16 protein-coding genes are annotated in these 15,566 nt (G+C 76.1%); 7 read left to right on the top strand and 9 right to left on the bottom strand.

The window, feature by feature from the left end:
• Positions 1–4: 4 nt before the first annotated feature.
• The gene (locus tag MHY85_RS08970) at positions 5–553 is read right to left on the bottom strand and encodes an Rv3235 family protein (protein WP_239195702.1); all 549 of its coding nucleotides are present in this window, start codon (positions 551–553) and stop codon (positions 5–7) included.
• Positions 554–910: 357 nt separating this feature from the next.
• Here MHY85_RS08970 and MHY85_RS08965 point away from each other — a divergent pair, with 357 nt between their 5' ends.
• Positions 911–1,396 (top strand): hypothetical protein, encoded by a 486-nt coding sequence (locus MHY85_RS08965; protein ID WP_239195680.1) that lies wholly within the window; start codon positions 911–913, stop codon positions 1,394–1,396.
• Between the two features lie 55 nt (positions 1,397–1,451).
• On the opposite strand, the gene hisN is transcribed toward MHY85_RS08965, so the two are convergent.
• The 4 genes from hisN to MHY85_RS08945 form a co-directional block, all read right to left on the bottom strand.
• Positions 1,452–2,246 (bottom strand): histidinol-phosphatase, encoded by a 795-nt coding sequence (hisN, locus tag MHY85_RS08960; RefSeq protein ID WP_239195679.1) that lies wholly within the window; start codon positions 2,244–2,246, stop codon positions 1,452–1,454.
• A gap of 104 nt (positions 2,247–2,350) precedes the next feature.
• Positions 2,351–3,397 (bottom strand): ribosome small subunit-dependent GTPase A, encoded by a 1,047-nt coding sequence (gene rsgA / locus MHY85_RS08955; protein WP_239195678.1) that lies wholly within the window; start codon positions 3,395–3,397, stop codon positions 2,351–2,353.
• 31 nt (positions 3,398–3,428) lie between these two features.
• On the bottom strand, positions 3,429–4,730 hold the full coding sequence (aroA, locus tag MHY85_RS08950) for a 3-phosphoshikimate 1-carboxyvinyltransferase (protein WP_239195676.1): 1,302 nt from the start codon (positions 4,728–4,730) through the stop codon (positions 3,429–3,431).
• A 77-nt stretch (positions 4,731–4,807) separates the two neighbouring features.
• Positions 4,808–5,386 (bottom strand): DoxX family protein, encoded by a 579-nt coding sequence (locus MHY85_RS08945; protein ID WP_239195674.1) that lies wholly within the window; start codon positions 5,384–5,386, stop codon positions 4,808–4,810.
• A 114-nt stretch (positions 5,387–5,500) separates the two neighbouring features.
• Here MHY85_RS08945 and MHY85_RS08940 point away from each other — a divergent pair, with 114 nt between their 5' ends.
• Complete coding sequence (locus tag MHY85_RS08940; RefSeq protein WP_304518933.1) at positions 5,501–6,262, top strand: sigma-70 family RNA polymerase sigma factor; 762 nt, start codon at positions 5,501–5,503, stop codon at positions 6,260–6,262.
• Positions 6,259–6,561: a mycothiol system anti-sigma-R factor gene (gene rsrA / locus MHY85_RS08935; protein WP_239195673.1), complete on the top strand. Its 303-nt coding sequence runs from the start codon at positions 6,259–6,261 to the stop codon at positions 6,559–6,561. Before MHY85_RS08940 ends, rsrA begins: the two co-directional genes overlap by 4 nt.
• A gap of 74 nt (positions 6,562–6,635) precedes the next feature.
• On the opposite strand, the gene MHY85_RS22035 is transcribed toward rsrA, so the two are convergent.
• Positions 6,636–6,710 carry a 50S ribosomal protein bL37 gene (locus tag MHY85_RS22035; protein ID WP_370521008.1) on the bottom strand — a complete coding sequence of 25 codons (75 nt, stop codon included), beginning with the start codon at positions 6,708–6,710 and terminating at the stop codon, positions 6,636–6,638.
• Positions 6,711–6,841: 131 nt separating this feature from the next.
• Here MHY85_RS22035 and MHY85_RS08930 point away from each other — a divergent pair, with 131 nt between their 5' ends.
• From MHY85_RS08930 to MHY85_RS08920, 3 genes are all read left to right on the top strand, one after another.
• The gene (locus tag MHY85_RS08930) at positions 6,842–7,930 is read left to right on the top strand and encodes a type IV pilus twitching motility protein PilT (protein ID WP_239195672.1); all 1,089 of its coding nucleotides are present in this window, start codon (positions 6,842–6,844) and stop codon (positions 7,928–7,930) included.
• A 111-nt stretch (positions 7,931–8,041) separates the two neighbouring features.
• Positions 8,042–8,884, top strand: coding sequence for a DUF4097 family beta strand repeat-containing protein (locus MHY85_RS08925; RefSeq protein WP_239195670.1), 843 nt, complete (start codon positions 8,042–8,044; stop codon positions 8,882–8,884).
• Positions 8,884–9,633 carry a PadR family transcriptional regulator gene (locus MHY85_RS08920; RefSeq protein WP_239195667.1) on the top strand — a complete coding sequence of 250 codons (750 nt, stop codon included), beginning with the start codon at positions 8,884–8,886 and terminating at the stop codon, positions 9,631–9,633. The genes MHY85_RS08925 and MHY85_RS08920 overlap by 1 nt, the downstream gene beginning before the upstream one ends.
• Positions 9,634–9,644: 11 nt before the next feature.
• Here the strand turns inward: MHY85_RS08920 and MHY85_RS08915 are convergent, their stop codons facing one another.
• The gene (locus MHY85_RS08915) at positions 9,645–10,244 is read right to left on the bottom strand and encodes a GDSL-type esterase/lipase family protein (RefSeq protein WP_158372402.1); all 600 of its coding nucleotides are present in this window, start codon (positions 10,242–10,244) and stop codon (positions 9,645–9,647) included.
• Positions 10,245–10,453: 209 nt separating this feature from the next.
• Complete coding sequence (locus MHY85_RS08910; RefSeq protein ID WP_239195665.1) at positions 10,454–10,609, bottom strand: hypothetical protein; 156 nt, start codon at positions 10,607–10,609, stop codon at positions 10,454–10,456.
• 94 nt (positions 10,610–10,703) lie between these two features.
• On the opposite strand from MHY85_RS08910, the gene MHY85_RS08905 reads away from it, so the two are divergent.
• The gene (locus MHY85_RS08905) at positions 10,704–11,687 is read left to right on the top strand and encodes a GlxA family transcriptional regulator (protein WP_239195663.1); all 984 of its coding nucleotides are present in this window, start codon (positions 10,704–10,706) and stop codon (positions 11,685–11,687) included.
• Positions 11,688–11,882: 195 nt separating this feature from the next.
• Here MHY85_RS08905 and MHY85_RS08900 read toward each other — a convergent pair.
• The coding region (locus MHY85_RS08900) for a multifunctional oxoglutarate decarboxylase/oxoglutarate dehydrogenase thiamine pyrophosphate-binding subunit/dihydrolipoyllysine-residue succinyltransferase subunit (protein WP_239195661.1) at positions 11,883–15,566 on the bottom strand (3,684 nt) is incomplete at its 5' end.

Here is a 15,566-nt window from a genome sequence, read left to right as displayed (position 1 = left end):
CGGGTCAGCCCACCACGAGAGCCGACGCCCGCCAGCGCCCGGTCGACCGGGTGAGCCGCACGGCGACCGCGCGGACCCGGTCGGCGTGCGCGACCACCACCGAGGACTCCACGGTGTGCTCGTCGACCCGGTGCACGCGCACCCGCCGGACCGACGGACGCCGTGCCGCCCCTGCGGGCACGGGGTCCGTCGACCCGGCGGCGAGGTCGCGCACGCCCGCGGCCGCGTCGAGCACCCGCGTGCCGGGCGCGGTGAGGACGGCGCGGCGCGCGAGGCCGTCGTAGACCTCCGGCGTGAGCCAGCGCGCGAGCTGGGCCAGGGGCCGGTTGCCCGCCAGGACCTCGACCGCCGCCAGCGCGACCATGCAGCACGCCTGCCGGGGGTCGAGCTCCGGCGCGCCGCCGGCGAGGTCGCCGACCGGCCCGCCCGGCGCCCGCCGCCTCGTCCCGGGCGGTGCCGCCCGCGGTGCCGGACGCGGTGCCGCCCGCGGCGCCGGACGCGGTGCCGCCCGGGTCGCCGCGGCGGGCGGTCCGTCCGCTCCCGTGTCGACCACTCCCCGCACCGCCCCGCCCGGCGGGCCGGCGTCGGCCACGGCGCGGGGCGGAGGCGGGGCCGGCCCGTCCTGCACCTCCGCCGGGAGCGGTGGGGGAGCGGGCACGAGGCGCACCCGGATCGCGGTGCTCACGGGACGCCGGTCGTGGTCGTGCTGGTGACGTGCCTTCTCATGGGTGACCTCCTTCGTCGCTCGGCCCCCCGCCGCGCCCAGATGTACCGCTCACCGGCGCCCCCGCGCCAGCGAGGTTCGTGCCACCTGGGGACAACCACCGGCGGGTCGCGCCCGACGCGCCGGACTCGCCCGGATTCGTCGGCGGTGTGCGCGGCGAGCCGTCCCGGGCGGCACACTGGTCCCGTGCGCCTCTACCTGCCTGCCACCCTGGACGAGCTCGACGACCTGCTGGGCGGCCGCGGCCCGCTCGCGGCACCGCGCCGCGCCCACGCCGTCACGCCGGCGCTGACCGCGCTGCTGCCCGACGAGGACGAGGAGGGGGTCGAGTTCGCCGCGCAGCTCATGGCCGCCGACGACGCGCTCGTGCTCCTGGCGTCCCGGCCGGACGCGCCGGGCCTGCGGCTCGTGGTGACCGTCGAGGTGCCGGACGACGCGGTGCGCGACGGGGCGCCGGACGAGGGCGCGGGCGTGGACGACGAGGCCGCGAGCCTGGTGACGCTGACGGCCCCGGCGACGCTGGACGCCGTGGTGTGCGCGCACGTGGACGAGCCCGCCGCGAAGGACGAGGTCGCCCGCGCGCTCGACGGCGACGACGCCGCGCTCGACGCCCTCGCCGAGCGCGACCTGCTCTGGTACGACGCGACGGAGCTCGCGGGCATCCCGCGCTGACGCCGTGCCCCGGGGACGCCGACCCCGTCACCGGCGGGCCGGCGCCCCGGGCGGGTCAGTGCTCGATCAGCGGGTCGAGCACCTGCAGCGCCGCCCCGTGCAGGCGCCCGTTGCTCACCAGCGCGCTGCCCCCGAACGGCCCGTCGACGCCCTGGACGGACGTGAACCGCCCGCCGGCCTCCGTGACGATCGGCACCAGCGCAGCCATGTCGTGCAGCGCGAGCTCGGGCTCGGCGGACAGGTCGACCGCGCCCTCGGCGACCAGCACGTGCGACCAGAAGTCGCCGTACCCGCGCGTCCGCCACACGCGCCGGGTCAGGTCGAGGAAGTGCTCCAGGCGCCCCTGCTCCTCCCAGCCGCTCAGGCTCGAGTAGGACAGCGACGCGTCCTGGAGCCGGCCGACCTCGGACACCTGGAGCCGCGTGGCGGCCGCGAGCGAGCGTCCGGTCCACGCGCCGGACCCGACGGCGGCCCACCACCGGCGGCCCAGCGCGGGCGCGCTCACCAGGCCGACCACGACCTCGTCGCCGTCGAGCAGCGCGATCAGGGTCGCCCAGACGGGCACGCCGCGGACGAAGTTCTTCGTGCCGTCGATCGGGTCGACCACCCAGCGCCGCGGGCCGTGGCCGGTGTCGGCCATCTCCTCGCCGTGGACGGCGTCGCGCGGGCGGGCCCGGGACAGCTGCGCGCGGATCAGCTCCTCGGCGGTGCGGTCGGCGTCGGAGACGGGGGTGAGGTCGGGCTTCGTCTCGACCCGGAGGTCCTGCGCCTTGAACCGCGACATGGTGAGCCCGTCCACCTGGTCGGCGATCACGTGGGCGAGGCGCAGGTCGTCGTCGTACCGGGTCATGCGCCCAACCTATCGGGCCGAGACGTCCGCCGAGGTCGCCGCACCTGCGCCGCTCCCGGCGCGCGAACCGCGCTGCTGGTGCAGCCTCGGCGCCGGGTGGCGCCTCAGCCCGCGTCGGGGGCGGACGAGCGGCTCGCCAGCAGCCGCCGGAACGAGTCCACCCGCGCGGTCCGCGCCTCGCGGGTCTCGTCGTCGGGCGCGGCCTCGACCCACTCGTCGAGGGCGCAGTCCGGCGCGTCCGCGGCGTGCGTGCAGCCCCGCGGGCAGTCCTCGGCGACCTCGGCCAGGTCGGCGAACGCGCCGAGCAGGTGGTCCGGCTCGACGTGCGCCAGCCCGAACGACCGCACGCCCGGGGTGTCGATGACCCAGGTGCCCGGCTCCCCGGGCACGCGCAGGGCGACCGCCGACGTGGACGTGTGCCGCCCGCGCCCGGTCACGTCGTTGACCACGCCCACCGCCCGCAGCGCGTCCGGCACCAGCGCGTTCACCAGCGTCGACTTCCCGACGCCCGAGTGCCCGACCAGCACGGACATCCGCCCGGCGAGCGCGTCGCGCACCTCGGCCAGCCCCTCGATCGCGGCCTCGTCGGTCCGCGAGCTGACGACCACCCGGACGCCGATCGGCTCGTACAGCGCGCGCAGCGGCGCGGGGTCCGCGAGGTCGGCCTTCGTCAGCGCGAGGAGCACGTCCATCCCGGCGTCGTACGCGGCGACCACGCACCGGTCGATCATCCGGGTCCGCGGCTCGGGGTCGGCGAGGGCGGTGACGACGACGAGCTGGTCGGCGTTGGCCACGATGACCCGCTCGACCGGGTCGGTGTCGTCGGCGGTGCGGCGCAGCACGGTGCTGCGCTCGACGATCCGCACGATGCGCGCGAGGGATCCCCCCGCCCCGGAGGTGTCGCCCACCAGGTCGACGCGGTCGCCCGGCACGACCCGCTCGCGGCCCAGCTCGCGCGCCTTCATCGCGACGGCGACGCGCTCGTCCGGCCCGTCGGGGTCGACCAGGACGGTGTACCGCCCCCGGTCGACGCCGGTGACCAGCGCACGGTCGGCGTCGGCGTGCTCCGGGCGGGTCTTGGTCCGGGGGCGGGTGCCCCGGCGGTTCGGCCGGACCCGGACGTCCGACTCGTCGAGCGCGCGGCGGGCCACGGTCAGCGACCCCCGCTCGTCGCGGCCCCGGTCACGCGAGCATCCCGTCCCACAGCCCGACGAAGTCCGGGATGGTCTTGGCGGTCGTGGCGACGTCCTCGACCAGCACGCCGGGGACCGCCAGGCCGAGCAGCGCGCCGAAGGTCGCCATCCGGTGGTCCGCGTAGGTCCGGACCGTGCCGGCGTGCAGCGGGCGCGGCGTGATCACCAGGCCGTCGGCGGTCTGCTCGGCCTGCCCGCCGAGCCGGGTGATCTCGGCGGACAGCGCGGCGAGCCGGTCGGTCTCGTGCCCGCGGAGGTGCGCGATGCCGCGCAGCCGGGTGGGGGAGTCGCCGAGGGCGGCGATCGCCGCGATCGTCGGCGCGATCTCGCCCGCCGCGTGCAGGTCGAGGTCGACCCCGCGGACGGTCCCGGTGCCGGTCACCGACAGCACGTCGCCCTCGAGCCGGGTGGTCGCGCCCATCTGCTCGAGGATGCCGGGCAGCAGGCCGCCGGGCTGGGTCGTGGCGGCGGGCCAGCCGGGCACCCGCACGGTGCCGCCGGCGACCAGCGCGGCGCACAGGAACGGCGCCGCGTTGGACAGGTCGGGCTCGACGCGCACGTCGCGCGCGGCGACCGGACCCGGCTCGACCTGCCAGACCGTGGGCACGGAGTCGTCGACGACCACGCCCGCCGCCCGCATCGCGGCGACGGTCATCTCGATGTGCGGCAGACTCGGCAGCGTCGGCCCCGTGTGCCGGATGGTCAGGCCGCGCGCGAACCGGGGCGCGGTGAGCAGCAGGCCGGACACGAACTGCGAGGAGCCCGACGCGTCGACGTCCACGGCGCCGCCCTCCACGGAGCCGGTGCCGGTCACGGTGAACGGGAGGTGGCCCGGCTCGCCGTGCTCGGTGACGCCGACGCCGAGCGCCCGCAGCGCCGCGAGCACCGGCCCCATCGGCCGCACGCGCGCGCCGGCGTCGCCGTCGAACCGCACGTCCCCGTCCGCGAGGGCCGCCACGGCGGGCAGGAACCGCATGACGGTGCCGGCGAGGCCGCAGTCGACCGCGCGCGGCCCGCGGAACGCGCCCGGGGTGACCAGCCAGTCGCCGGGCGCGTCGGGGTCGTCCTCGATGGTCGTGCCCAGGTCGCGCAGCGCCTGCGCCATCAGCAGCGTGTCCCGGGACCGCAGCGCGCCGCGCAGCCGCCCGGGGCCGTCGGCGAGGGCGGCGAGCACCAGGTAGCGGTTGGTCAGCGACTTGGACCCGGGGACCTCGACGGTCGCGTCCAGGGGGCCGGTCGCCGTCGGGGCGGCCCAGTCGGGCGCGGTGGCGGGGAGGACCTCGGAGCTCATGGCCGTCAGGCTATCGGGGGCGCGCGGCACCCCGGCCCGGGCGTCCGGCCCACGAGGCGCCGCGCCGGTGCCGCGCGTCAGTGCACCGCGTCCGCGATCTTCTTCGACGCGGCCTTCTTCGCCGCCGCGGCCGTCGCCGCGGCGGCGGCGGCCTTGGCGGTCGCGGCGCGGGTGGCCCGGGCGTGCTCGACGCGCCAGCGCACGGACGGCCGGCCCGCGGTGTCGGCGGCGGCGATCAGCGCACCCCCGCTCAGCGCGAGGCCCCGCAGGAACCGGGCCTTGCGGTCCTTCTTCTCCTGCTCGGACAGCTGGCCGCGCTCCTTGCGGGAGGCCGGCGCGTCGGCGGCGGCGAGCGGCAGGGTCAGCGCCGCGAGGGCGAGGGCGGACGCCCGGGGCGCGCGCCCGGTCGCGAGCAGCAGGGCGGCGAGCGCCGTCGCGCCGCCGTGCGCCCGCACCACCGTCGTGAGCTGCGCGTCCGACGGGTGCCGGTACGCGTCCAGCGCGCCGCCCAGGGCGCCGCGGGGCACGGTGGCGGTCAGCCGGTCGACCGCACCCCGGGCGACCGCGACGTGCGCGGCCGGCCGGCGCAGCGCGTCGACCCCCTCGCTCAGGAACCACGACGCGAACAGCGGTCGGGCGATGCGGCGCAGCAGCATGACGTCCTCCTCGGGGCCGTCCGCGACGCACGGACGCCTGCCGCCCAACCTAGCGGCGCGACGGGCCCCACGCCCCCGGGAATGCCCCGGGGGGCCGCTCACGTTGTGCCGTCCATGAGCTGTTCCACCCTCGACCGGCCGACCGCCGTGACCGGCGGCGTCGCCGTGCTGCCCCGCCCGGGCGGCCCGGCGCCCGCGCGCGCACTAGGCTCGGTGGTGATGAGCGAGGACACCACACGCGCCCCCGAGTCCGAGGACGACGCGGCGCGCAGCGAGCGGTTCGAGGCCGAGGCGCTGGTCTACCTGGACCAGCTGTACGGCGCCGCCCTGCGCATGACCCGGAACCCGTCGGACGCCGAGGACCTGGTCCAGGAGACGTTCGCCAAGGCGTTCGCCGCCTTCCACCAGTACCGGCCGGGCACGAACCTCAAGGCGTGGCTGTACCGGATCCTCACCAACACGTTCATCAACACGTACCGCAAGAAGCAGCGCGAGCCGCAGCAGTCCCAGGCGGACGAGATCGAGGACTGGCAGATCGCGCGCGCCGAGTCGCACTCCTCGACGGGCCTGCGCTCCGCCGAGGCGGAGGCGCTCGACCACCTGCCGGACTCGGACGTGAAGGACGCGCTCGCGCGGCTGCCGGAGGACTTCCGGATCGCCGTGTACCTGGCGGACGTCGAGGGGTTCGCCTACAAGGAGATCGCCGAGATCATGGGCACCCCGATCGGGACGGTGATGTCCCGGCTGCACCGCGGGCGGGGTCAGCTGCGCGACATGCTGACCGACTACGCGCGCGACCGGGGGCTCGTGCCGGCAGGGGGCGCCGCGACCGCCGAGGGCGGGGACGGCACGGGATCGTCGAGGAGGGCACGATGACGGGCTGGGACGCCGCGGGGACGTCGACGCCGGCGGCAGGGGACGCGGGGGGCTGCGGCCCGGACTGCGAGCAGGCGCTGGGGCGGCTGTTCGCCTACGTGGACCGCGAGCTGGAGCCGGGGGACGCCGAGCAGGTGCGGCAGCACATCGAGGACTGCCGGCCGTGCCTGGACGAGATCGCCGTCGAGACGATGCTCAAGGAGCTCGTGAAGCGGTGCTGCCAGGACAAGGCCCCGGCGGACCTGCGCGTGAAGATCCACGCGCAGCTGACCACGCTGCGGGTGACGCGGACCCTCTGATCCGCCCCGAGCACGACGAAGGGCCCGGTGCGTCGCACCGGGCCCTCGTGCTGTGCGGCTGCGCCGCCCGACGCTCAGGCGTTGGGGCGCTTGCCGTGGTTGGCGCCGTTCCCGGCGCGGGAACGGCGCTTGCGGCCACGCTTGCTCATGGAACTTCTCCCTGGTGAGACTGACCGGCACGGCGGTACAGCCGCCCGGGGACCCTCCATGGTCCCACATCCGTGCTGCTCGTCCGCACCGATGGTTCAAGGACCGGGGCGTACCGGCCGATCAGACCCGTGTGAGCGAGCAGCCGCAGTCCGTCGTCCCCCTCCTGCACGCCCTGGCCCAGGCCGGCGGCTCCGACCTGCACGTCAAGGTCGGGTCCGAGCCCCGGGTCCGGGTCGACGGCCGGCTGCGCCGGCTGCAGGTCCCCGTGCTGAAGCCGCGGGACACCGAGCACATGCTCGGCGAGGTGCTCCCGGAGGACCTCACCGAGACGTTCGTCCGCACGCACGAGGCGGACTTCGCGTTCTCCCTGTCGGGCGTCGGCCGGTTCCGGGTGAACGCGTACCAGGCGCGCGGCACGTACGGCCTGGTGTTCCGCCTGGTCGCGATGGGCGCACAGTCGCTGTCCGAGCTGGGTCTGCCGGACGTGCTGGGGGAGCTCGCCCTCGAGCCGCGCGGGCTCGTGCTCGTCACCGGCCCGACCGGCTCGGGCAAGACGACCACGCTGGCGTCGATGATCGACCTGATCAACACGGTGCGCGAGGCGAACATCGTGACCATCGAGGACCCCATCGAGGTGCTGCACCCGGACAAGCGCGGGATCGTCTCCCAGCGCGAGATCCGGCAGGACACGGCCGACTTCACCGTGGCCCTGCGCGCCGCCATGCGGCAGGACCCGGACGTGATCTTCGTCGGCGAGATGCGCGACGTGGAGACGGTCCGCGCCGCGCTCTCCGCCGCGGAGACCGGGCACCTGGTGCTGTCGACGCTGCACACCATCGACGCCGCCGAGTCCGTCAACCGCATCGTCGACTTCTTCCCGCCGCACGAGCAGCAGCAGATCCGCGTCGCGCTGGCGCAGGCGCTGCGCGGCATCGTCTCCCAGCGGCTGGTCCGCAAGGCGGACGGCGGGGGCCGGACGGCGGTCGTCGAGGTGCTGGTCAACACCGGCCGCACCGCCGAGGCGATCGTCGACCCCGCCGGCAGCGAGCCCCTGCTCGACCTCATCAAGCAGGGCGACTACTACAAGATGCAGACCTTCGACCAGCACCTCGTGCGCCTCGTCGCGGACGGCACCGTGACGTACGACGAGGCCCTCGGCGTGGCGACGAACCCCCAGGACCTCACCGTGGAGCTGCGCTCGGTCGGCCTGATCGCCTGACCGCGGGGGTCCGGCGCCCGGCCCGCCCGGCCCGCGGTCGCCCTTGCCGCCACCGCGGACGCGATATAGCGTGTCTGAACGCGATATATCTCGATGTGGAGGAGCAGCGTCATGGCCACGGAGTCCTGGGTCGTCATCGGCCCGCAGATCATCGAGGTGGAGGACGTGCGCTCGCTGCGCGTCCAGGTCAGCGGCGGCCGGGTGGACGTCGTCGCGCACGACGACCCCACGCTGACCGGCGCGCGCCTCGAGGTGCACCGGGTCGACGGCTCGCCGCTCGAGGTGACCTACGCCGACGGCGCGCTGTGGGCCGGCGTGCGGTCCGTGACCGGGATCGACGGCTTCCTCGAGCGGCTCCGCGGGCCCGGCCAGCGGGACCGGGTGGAGGTGCACCTCGCGGTGCCGCAGGCGGTCGTCGCGTCGCTGGGCTCCGTCAACGCGGACCTGCTGCTCGCCGGGGTCCAGCAGGACGCCACGGTGTCGACGGTCGGCGGCGGGGTGGTCGTCGACGGCACCCGCGGCGCGCTGTCGGCCAAGAGCGTCTCCTCCGACGTGGTGGTCCGCGACCACCTGGGCGACCTGTCGATCGGCACGGTCTCCGGCGCGGCGACCGCCTCCGGCGCGCTGCACCGGGTCTCCGTCACGACCGTCTCGGGCGAGGTCACGCTCGACTGCCTGGCGCCGACCTCGGTGTGCCACGTCCGGACCGTCTCCGGCGACGTCGCGGTGCGGCTGCCCGCCGGTCACGGCGTCGGCGTCGAGGCGCGCAGCGTCTCCGGCCGGGTCGTGGTGGACGGTGTCGACCGCGGCGACCGCCGGCCCGGGCGCACCACGGTCGACCTGCGCGACGACCGCGCCACCTGCTACGTCTACTCCCAGACCGTGTCCGGCCACCTGACGGTGCTGCACGGCGCCCCGCTCGCCGAGCCGGTGGTCGACGCGGGCGACGCCTGATGGCCGTGTTCGGGCACGGGCAGCTCCGGCTGTACCTGCTGTCCCTCCTCGAGGCCGGCCCGCGGCACGGGTACGAGCTCATCCGGGCGCTGTCCGACCGGTTCGGGGGCACCTACCGGCCGAGCGCCGGGACGGTGTACCCCCGGCTCGCCCGGCTCGAGGAGGAGGGGCTCGTGGCGCGGACGGAGTCGGGCCGCAAGACGCTGTACGCGCTGACCGACCGCGGCCGCCAGGAGGTCGACGAGCACCGGGCCGAGCTCGCCGCGCTCGAGCACGAGCTGGCCGACGTGGTCCGGGAGCTCGCCGCGCAGGTGCGGGCCGAGGTCGCGGGGTCGATGGCGGGGATGCGCGCGGAGATGGCCGCCGCGGCGCAGCAGGCGCGGGCCGCGGCGCTGCGGACCCGGGACCCGCGGGCCGGGTCCCCCGGGGGACCGGGGGCCGGTCCGTTCCCCGGCGGCTGGGTCCCGCAGCCGGGCGCGCCCGGCGACGGGCCGGCGCGCGCGGCGGGCGCTGACCACGAGCGCCGCGCGGCCGACCGGGAGCGGCGCACGGCGGCCGAGGAGCGCCGGGCCGCGCGGGCGCGGCGGTCGCAGATCGAGGCCGACCTCGCGGCGTTCCGCGCGGAGGTGCGGGACGCCGTCCGGCGGGCGGAGGCGGACGGCGGGCCGTCGGCCCTCACGGCCGACACGGTGCGGACGGTGCTGGCCAGCGCGAGGTCGGCGATCGCCGCGACGCTGCCGCGGGGCTGAGGGCCCGGCGGTCAGACCACGTCCTCCGGCAGGCCGAGCCAGGCGTTCCAGTGCGAGTGCAGCACCAGCCAGGCCATCAGCCCGTAGCCGGCCTGGCCCGGCAGCGCGCCGTCGCCCGCCGCGAGGTCCGCGAGCCACTGCTCGTGCCCGGCGAGCGGCGTGAACGTGTCGACGTACGGCACCCGGCGGCGCGTGGTGACGTCGGCGAACGCGGCGGACAGGTCGGCGAGCGTCGTCGGGTCGACGCCCGCGCCCGGCGGCGGGCCGACCACGAACGCCGGCATCCGGCGCTGCTCCGCGGCGTCCAGGATGTTCGCGAGGTTGAGCCGGCTGCGCGCGAGCGAGAGCCCGGCCAGCGCGTCGGCGCGCCCGAGCGAGACGACCAGCCGGGTGTCGGCCTCGGCGGAGGCGCGGCGGCCGACCTCCTCCTCCCAGCGGGCGGACAGGCCGGAGGTGGTCTCGCCGGGGACCGCCAGGGTCAGCACCGTCGGCGGCACGGGCGTCGTGGTCCGCGCGGCCACCCGGCCGACCCAGCCCAGCGCCCGCGGGTCGCCGGCACCCGCGGCCAGCTCGTCCCCGATCACCACCAGGCGCAGCGGCAGCTCGCCCACGTCCCGTCCTCCCGCTCGCCGTGCCCGCCCGCGGTCGCGGGGGCGGGCCCAGTCTCGCAGCCCGACGGCCCGGGATGCCCGCCGACGCGCGGCCCCCGCCGAGATGGCAACCCTCGGCTGCGAGGGGCCGCGCCGCCGCAGCCGAGAGGTGCCATCTCGGCGGGCGGACGCGGGAGTGCGGGGCGCGGGCGGGCGGGGGAGGGCGCGGGTCAGTGCAGGTAGCGGTCGGCGTCCTCGGTCCAGTCGTGGTGGGAGGCCGGGGGCTCGCGGCGACCGAGCCCGTCGGTGCGCAGCCAGTCGTACAGCCGGGCGCCGAGCCAGGCGGTCAGCGTGATCAGGGCGAGGGCGAGGATCAGCGTCGTCATGGCAGAAAGCCTGCCGGGCGCGAGATCCCGCCACGAGTGGCAGGACTGCCGTACCCCATCGACTTACCGCCAGTTCCGTGGCAGGCTCGGCGGCATGCTGCAGCGAGTCGCCGCGATCGCGGTGCCCGGGGTGTCCGCGTTCGAGCTCGGGCTGGTGCTCGAGGTGTTCGGCATCGACCGCTCGGACACCGGCGGGCCGACGTTCGACTTCACGCTGTGCACCCCGGAGCCGGGCCGGGTGCCGATGGAGCCGGGGCTGGCCGTCGAGGTGACCGCCGGTCTGGACGTGGCCGCGGACGCCGACCTCGTCGTGGCCCTGCCGTACAAGGCGCCGTACGGCCTGCCGGCGCCCGCCCGCGACGCGCTGCGCGCGGCCCACGACCGCGGCGCGTGGGTGATGAGCATCTGCTCCGGGACGTTCGCGCTGGGGGAGGCCGGGCTGCTCGACGGCCGCCGGTGCACCACGCACTGGATGTACGCCGACGACCTGCAGCGCCGGTACCCCACCGCGCAGGTCGACCCCGCGGTGCTCTACGTCGAGGACCGGCGCGTGATCAGCAGCGCCGGCACGGCCGCGGGCATCGACGCGTGCCTGCACCTGCTCCGCCGCGAGCTGGGCGCGCAGCAGGCCGCGCTCGTCGCCCGCCGGATGGTCGTGCCGCCGCACCGGGACGGCGGGCAGGCGCAGTACGTCGACACCCCGCTGCCCTGCGACGCGGACACGCTGGCGCCGCTGCTCGCGTGGATGGGCGAGCACCTCGACGCCGAGCTCACCGTCCCGGAGCTCGCGGCGCGCGCGCTGATGTCGGAGCGCACGTTCGCCCGCCGGTTCCGCGCGGAGACCGGCACGACGCCCGCCGCGTGGGTCACCCGGCAGCGGCTGGTGCGGGCGCAGGAGATGCTCGAGCGCACGTCGGCGGGGGTCGACGAGGTCGCCCGCACGAGCGGGTTCGGCAGCGCGGCGATCCTGCGGCACCACTTCGCGCGGGTCCTGGGCACGAGCCCGCAGGCGTACCGGCGCCAGTTCGCGTGCACGGACGAGGCGGAGTCGGCCGCCGACCGCATGTCCGTCGCCTGACCCGGCCGGCGCCCCGCCCGGCCCGCCCCACGCGCCGAGATAGGGCCTGCGCGCCGAGGTAGGACCCTGGACGGTCCTACGTCGGCCCGCGGGTCCTATCTCGGCGATCGATGGGCGCCACCGCGCGCACCTCCCGGATGCGGCGGAGGCCGGCCGCCCCCGAGGGACGGCCGGCCTCCGTGTCGTGCCCGCGGGTCAGCGGTCGAACGCCGCCCGCAGGATCTCCGCCTGCTCCGCCTGGTGCGCCTTCGCCGAGCCGGCCGCCGTGGACGCCGACGCCGGGCGGGACACGGCACGGACCGGCGCGCCCACGACCGGCGGCAGCGCGAGCGACACGTACGACCACGGGCCCTGGTTCTGGGGCTCGTCCTGGACCCAGACGAGCTCGGCCCCGTCGAACGGCGCGAGCGCCGCGCGGATGCCGTCGTGGTCGAGCGGGTACAGCTGCTCGAACCGGACGATCGCCGTGCGCTCGTCGCCGCGCTTCTCCCGCTGGGCCACGAGGTCCCAGTAGAGCTTGCCGGAGCACAGCAGCACGCGGTCGACCCGCGCGGCGGACGCCGCGGCCGACTCGTCGCCGATGACCGGGCGGAACGTGCCGGACGTGAAGTCCGAGACCGGCGACGCGCCCGCCTTGAGCCGCAGCATCGACTTCGGGGTGAAGACGATGAGCGGGCGGCGCGGCCGGGCGTAGGCCTGGCGGCGCAGCAGGTGGAAGTACGACGCGGGGGTCGTCGGCTGCGCGACGGTCATGTTGCCCTCGGCGCACAGCTGCAGGAACCGCTCGATGCGGGCCGACGAGTGGTCCGGCCCCTGGCCCTCGTAGCCGTGGGGGAGCAGCAGCACGACGGACGAGTGCTGGCCCCACTTCTGCTCGGCGGAGGAGATGAACTCGTCGATGACGGTCTGCGCGCCGTTGACGAAGTCGCCGAACTGCGCCTCCCAGAGCACCAGGGCGTCCGGGCGCTCGACGGAGTAGCCGTACTCGAACCCGAGCGCCGCGTACTCCGACAGCGACGAGTCGTAGACCCAGAACTTCGCCTGGTCCGCCGACAGGTACAGCAGCGGGGTCCACTCGGCGCCGGTCTCCCGGTCGTGCAGGACGGCGTGCCGCTGGACGAACGTGCCGCGGCGGGAGTCCTGCCCGGCGAGCCGCACCGGGGTGCCCTCGATGAGCAGGGAGCCGAACGCCAGGATCTCGCCGAAGCCCCAGTCGATGCCGCCCTCCCGGGACATCTGCTCCCGCTTGGCGAGCAGCTGGGCGAGCTTCGGGTGGACCGTGAAGCCCTCCGGCGCACGGACGTGCGCGGCGCCGATCCGCTCCAGGACCTTGGCGGGCGCGGCGGTCTGCCAGCCGATGATGACGCCGGCGTCCTCGCGCTGGGACTCCGGGCGCTCCAGGCCGGCGACCGGCTCGGCGTCGGGCGACGGCGGGGTCCAGCCCTCCTCGCGGGTCTCCGCGAACACCCGCTCGAGCTGCGCCTGGTAGTCGCGCAGCACGTGCTCGGCCTCCTCGAGCGTGATGTCCCCGCGGGACACCAGGGCCTCGGTGTAGAGCTTGCGCACCGAGCGCTTGGCCTCGATGAGGTTGTACATGAGCGGCTGGGTCATCGACGGGTCGTCGCCCTCGTTGTGGCCCCGGCGGCGGTAGCAGACCATGTCGATGATGACGTCGCGGTCGAACTGCTCGCGGTACTCGAACGCGAGCTCGGCGACCCGGACGCACGCCTCGGGGTCGTCGCCGTTGACGTGGAAGATCGGGACCTGCAGGCCCTTGGCCACGTCGGTGGCGTACTGCGAGGAGCGCGAGGACGACGGGCCGGTGGTGAAGCCGACCTGGTTGTTGATGACGACGTGGATGGTGCCGCCGGTGCGGTAGCCGCGCAGCTGGGCCAGGTTGAGGGTCTCGAAGACCACGCCCTGCCCCGCGAACGCCGCGTCGCCGTGGATGAGGATCGGCAGCACGGAGAACCCGTCGCCGCCGAGGTCGATCCGGTCCTGCTTGGCGCGCACGATGCCCTCGAGCACCGGGTCGACCGCCTCGAGGTGGGACGGGTTCGCGGCCAGGTAGACGCGGGTGGACGCGCCGGACTCGGCGCGGAACACGCCCTCGGTGCCCAGGTGGTACTTCACGTCGCCGGAGCCCTGCACGGACTTGGGGTCCTGGTTGCCCTCGAACTCGCTGAAGATCTGCCCGTAGGACTTGCCGGCGATGTTCGCGAGGACGTTGAGCCGGCCGCGGTGCGCCATGCCGATGGCGACCTCGTCCAGCCCGGACTCCGCGGCGCGGGACAGCACGGCGTCGAGCAGCGGGATGACGGACTCGCCGCCCTCCAGGGAGAACCGCTTCTGCCCGACGTACTTGGTCTGCAGGAACGTCTCGAACGCCTCGGCCGCGTTCAGGCGGCGCAGGATGCGCAGCTGGTCCTCGCGGGGCGTCGGGGCGTAGCCCGCCTCCAGCCGCTCCTGGAGCCAGCGGCGCTGCCGCGGGTCCTGCAGGTGCATGTACTCGAAGCCGGTGGTGCGGCAGTACGAGTCGCGCAGCAGGCCGAGCACCTGGCGCAGCGTGGCCCGCGGCCGGCCGGTGAACCCGCCGGTCGGGAACGTCCGGTCCAGGTCCCACAGCGACAGCCCGTGCGTCTGCACGTCCAGGTCCGGGTGCTTGCGCAGCCGGTAGGCCAGCGGGTCGGTGTCGGCCATGAGGTGGCCGCGCGACCGGTAGGCGTGGATGAGCTCGGCGATCCGCGCGGGCTTGATGGCCTCGGCGTCGGGGTCGGCGGCCTCCTTGACCCAGCGGATCGGCTCGTAGGGCACGCGCAGCGACGCGAACACCCGGTCGTAGAAGCCGTCCTCGCCGAGCAGCTTGCGGTGCAGGATGCGCAGGAAGTCGCCGGACTGGGCGCCCTGGATGATCCGGTGGTCGTAGGTGGACGTCACCGTCAGCACCTTCGACACGCCCATCTTGTTGAGCTGCTCGTCGGACGTGCCCTGGAACTCCGCGGGGTAGTCCATCGCGCCGACGCCGATGATCGTGCCCTGGCCCTGCATGAGCCGCGGCACGGAGTGCACGGTGCCGATGGTGCCGGGGTTGGTCAGCGACAGCGTGGTGCCCGCGAAGTCGTCGACCCCGAGCTTGCCGCCGCGGGCGCGCCGCACGACGTCCTCGTACGCGTTCCAGAACTGCGCGAAGTCGAGCGTCTCGGCCTGCTTGATGCTCGGCACCAGCAGCTGGCGGGTGCCGTCCGGCTTGGCCAGGTCGATCGCGAGGCCGAGGTTGACGTGCGCGGGCGTCAGCACGCCCGGCTTGCCGTCGACCAGCGTGTAGGCGCTGTTCATCGCCGGCATCTCGCCGACGGCCTCGACCAGCGCGAAGCCGATGAGGTGCGTGAACGAGACCTTGCCGCCCCGGCCGCGGGCCAGGTGGTTGTTGATGACGATGCGGTTGTCGACCAGGAGCTTGGCCGGGATGGCGCGCACCGACGTCGCGGTGGGCACCTCCAGGCTGGCCTCCATGTTGGTGACCACCCGGGCGGCGGGGCCGCGCAGGCGCTGCGTCTCGTCCGAGGCCTCGGGGACCTCCTGCTCGGCCTCCCGGGCCGCCTTCGCCGCGGGGGCGTAGGGGGCGGTCGCCGGCTGGGCCGTCGCCACCGGGGAGGTGGCCGGAGCGGGCTCGGGGTCGCGCGGCGCGGGCTGCTCCGGCGGGCGCGTCGCGGCGGGCGCCGGAGCGGGCGGGACCGCGGCGCCGTCGCCGGTGTGCGCGGGGCGCTCGGCGACGGGCGCGGCCACCGTGCCCGGGCGCTCGCCCGCCGGCGCGCCGGGGGCGGGCTGGTCCGCGGCCTCCCGCGGCGTGGGGGCGGGCTCCGGGGCCGCGGACCAGCC

This window comes from Cellulomonas sp. ACRRI, from assembly GCF_022346185.1.
In the GTDB taxonomy this organism is placed as follows: domain Bacteria; phylum Actinomycetota; class Actinomycetes; order Actinomycetales; family Cellulomonadaceae; genus Cellulomonas.
The sequence above is the reverse complement of the archived record's forward strand: the minus strand, read 5'-3'. Positions and strand labels throughout refer to the sequence as shown.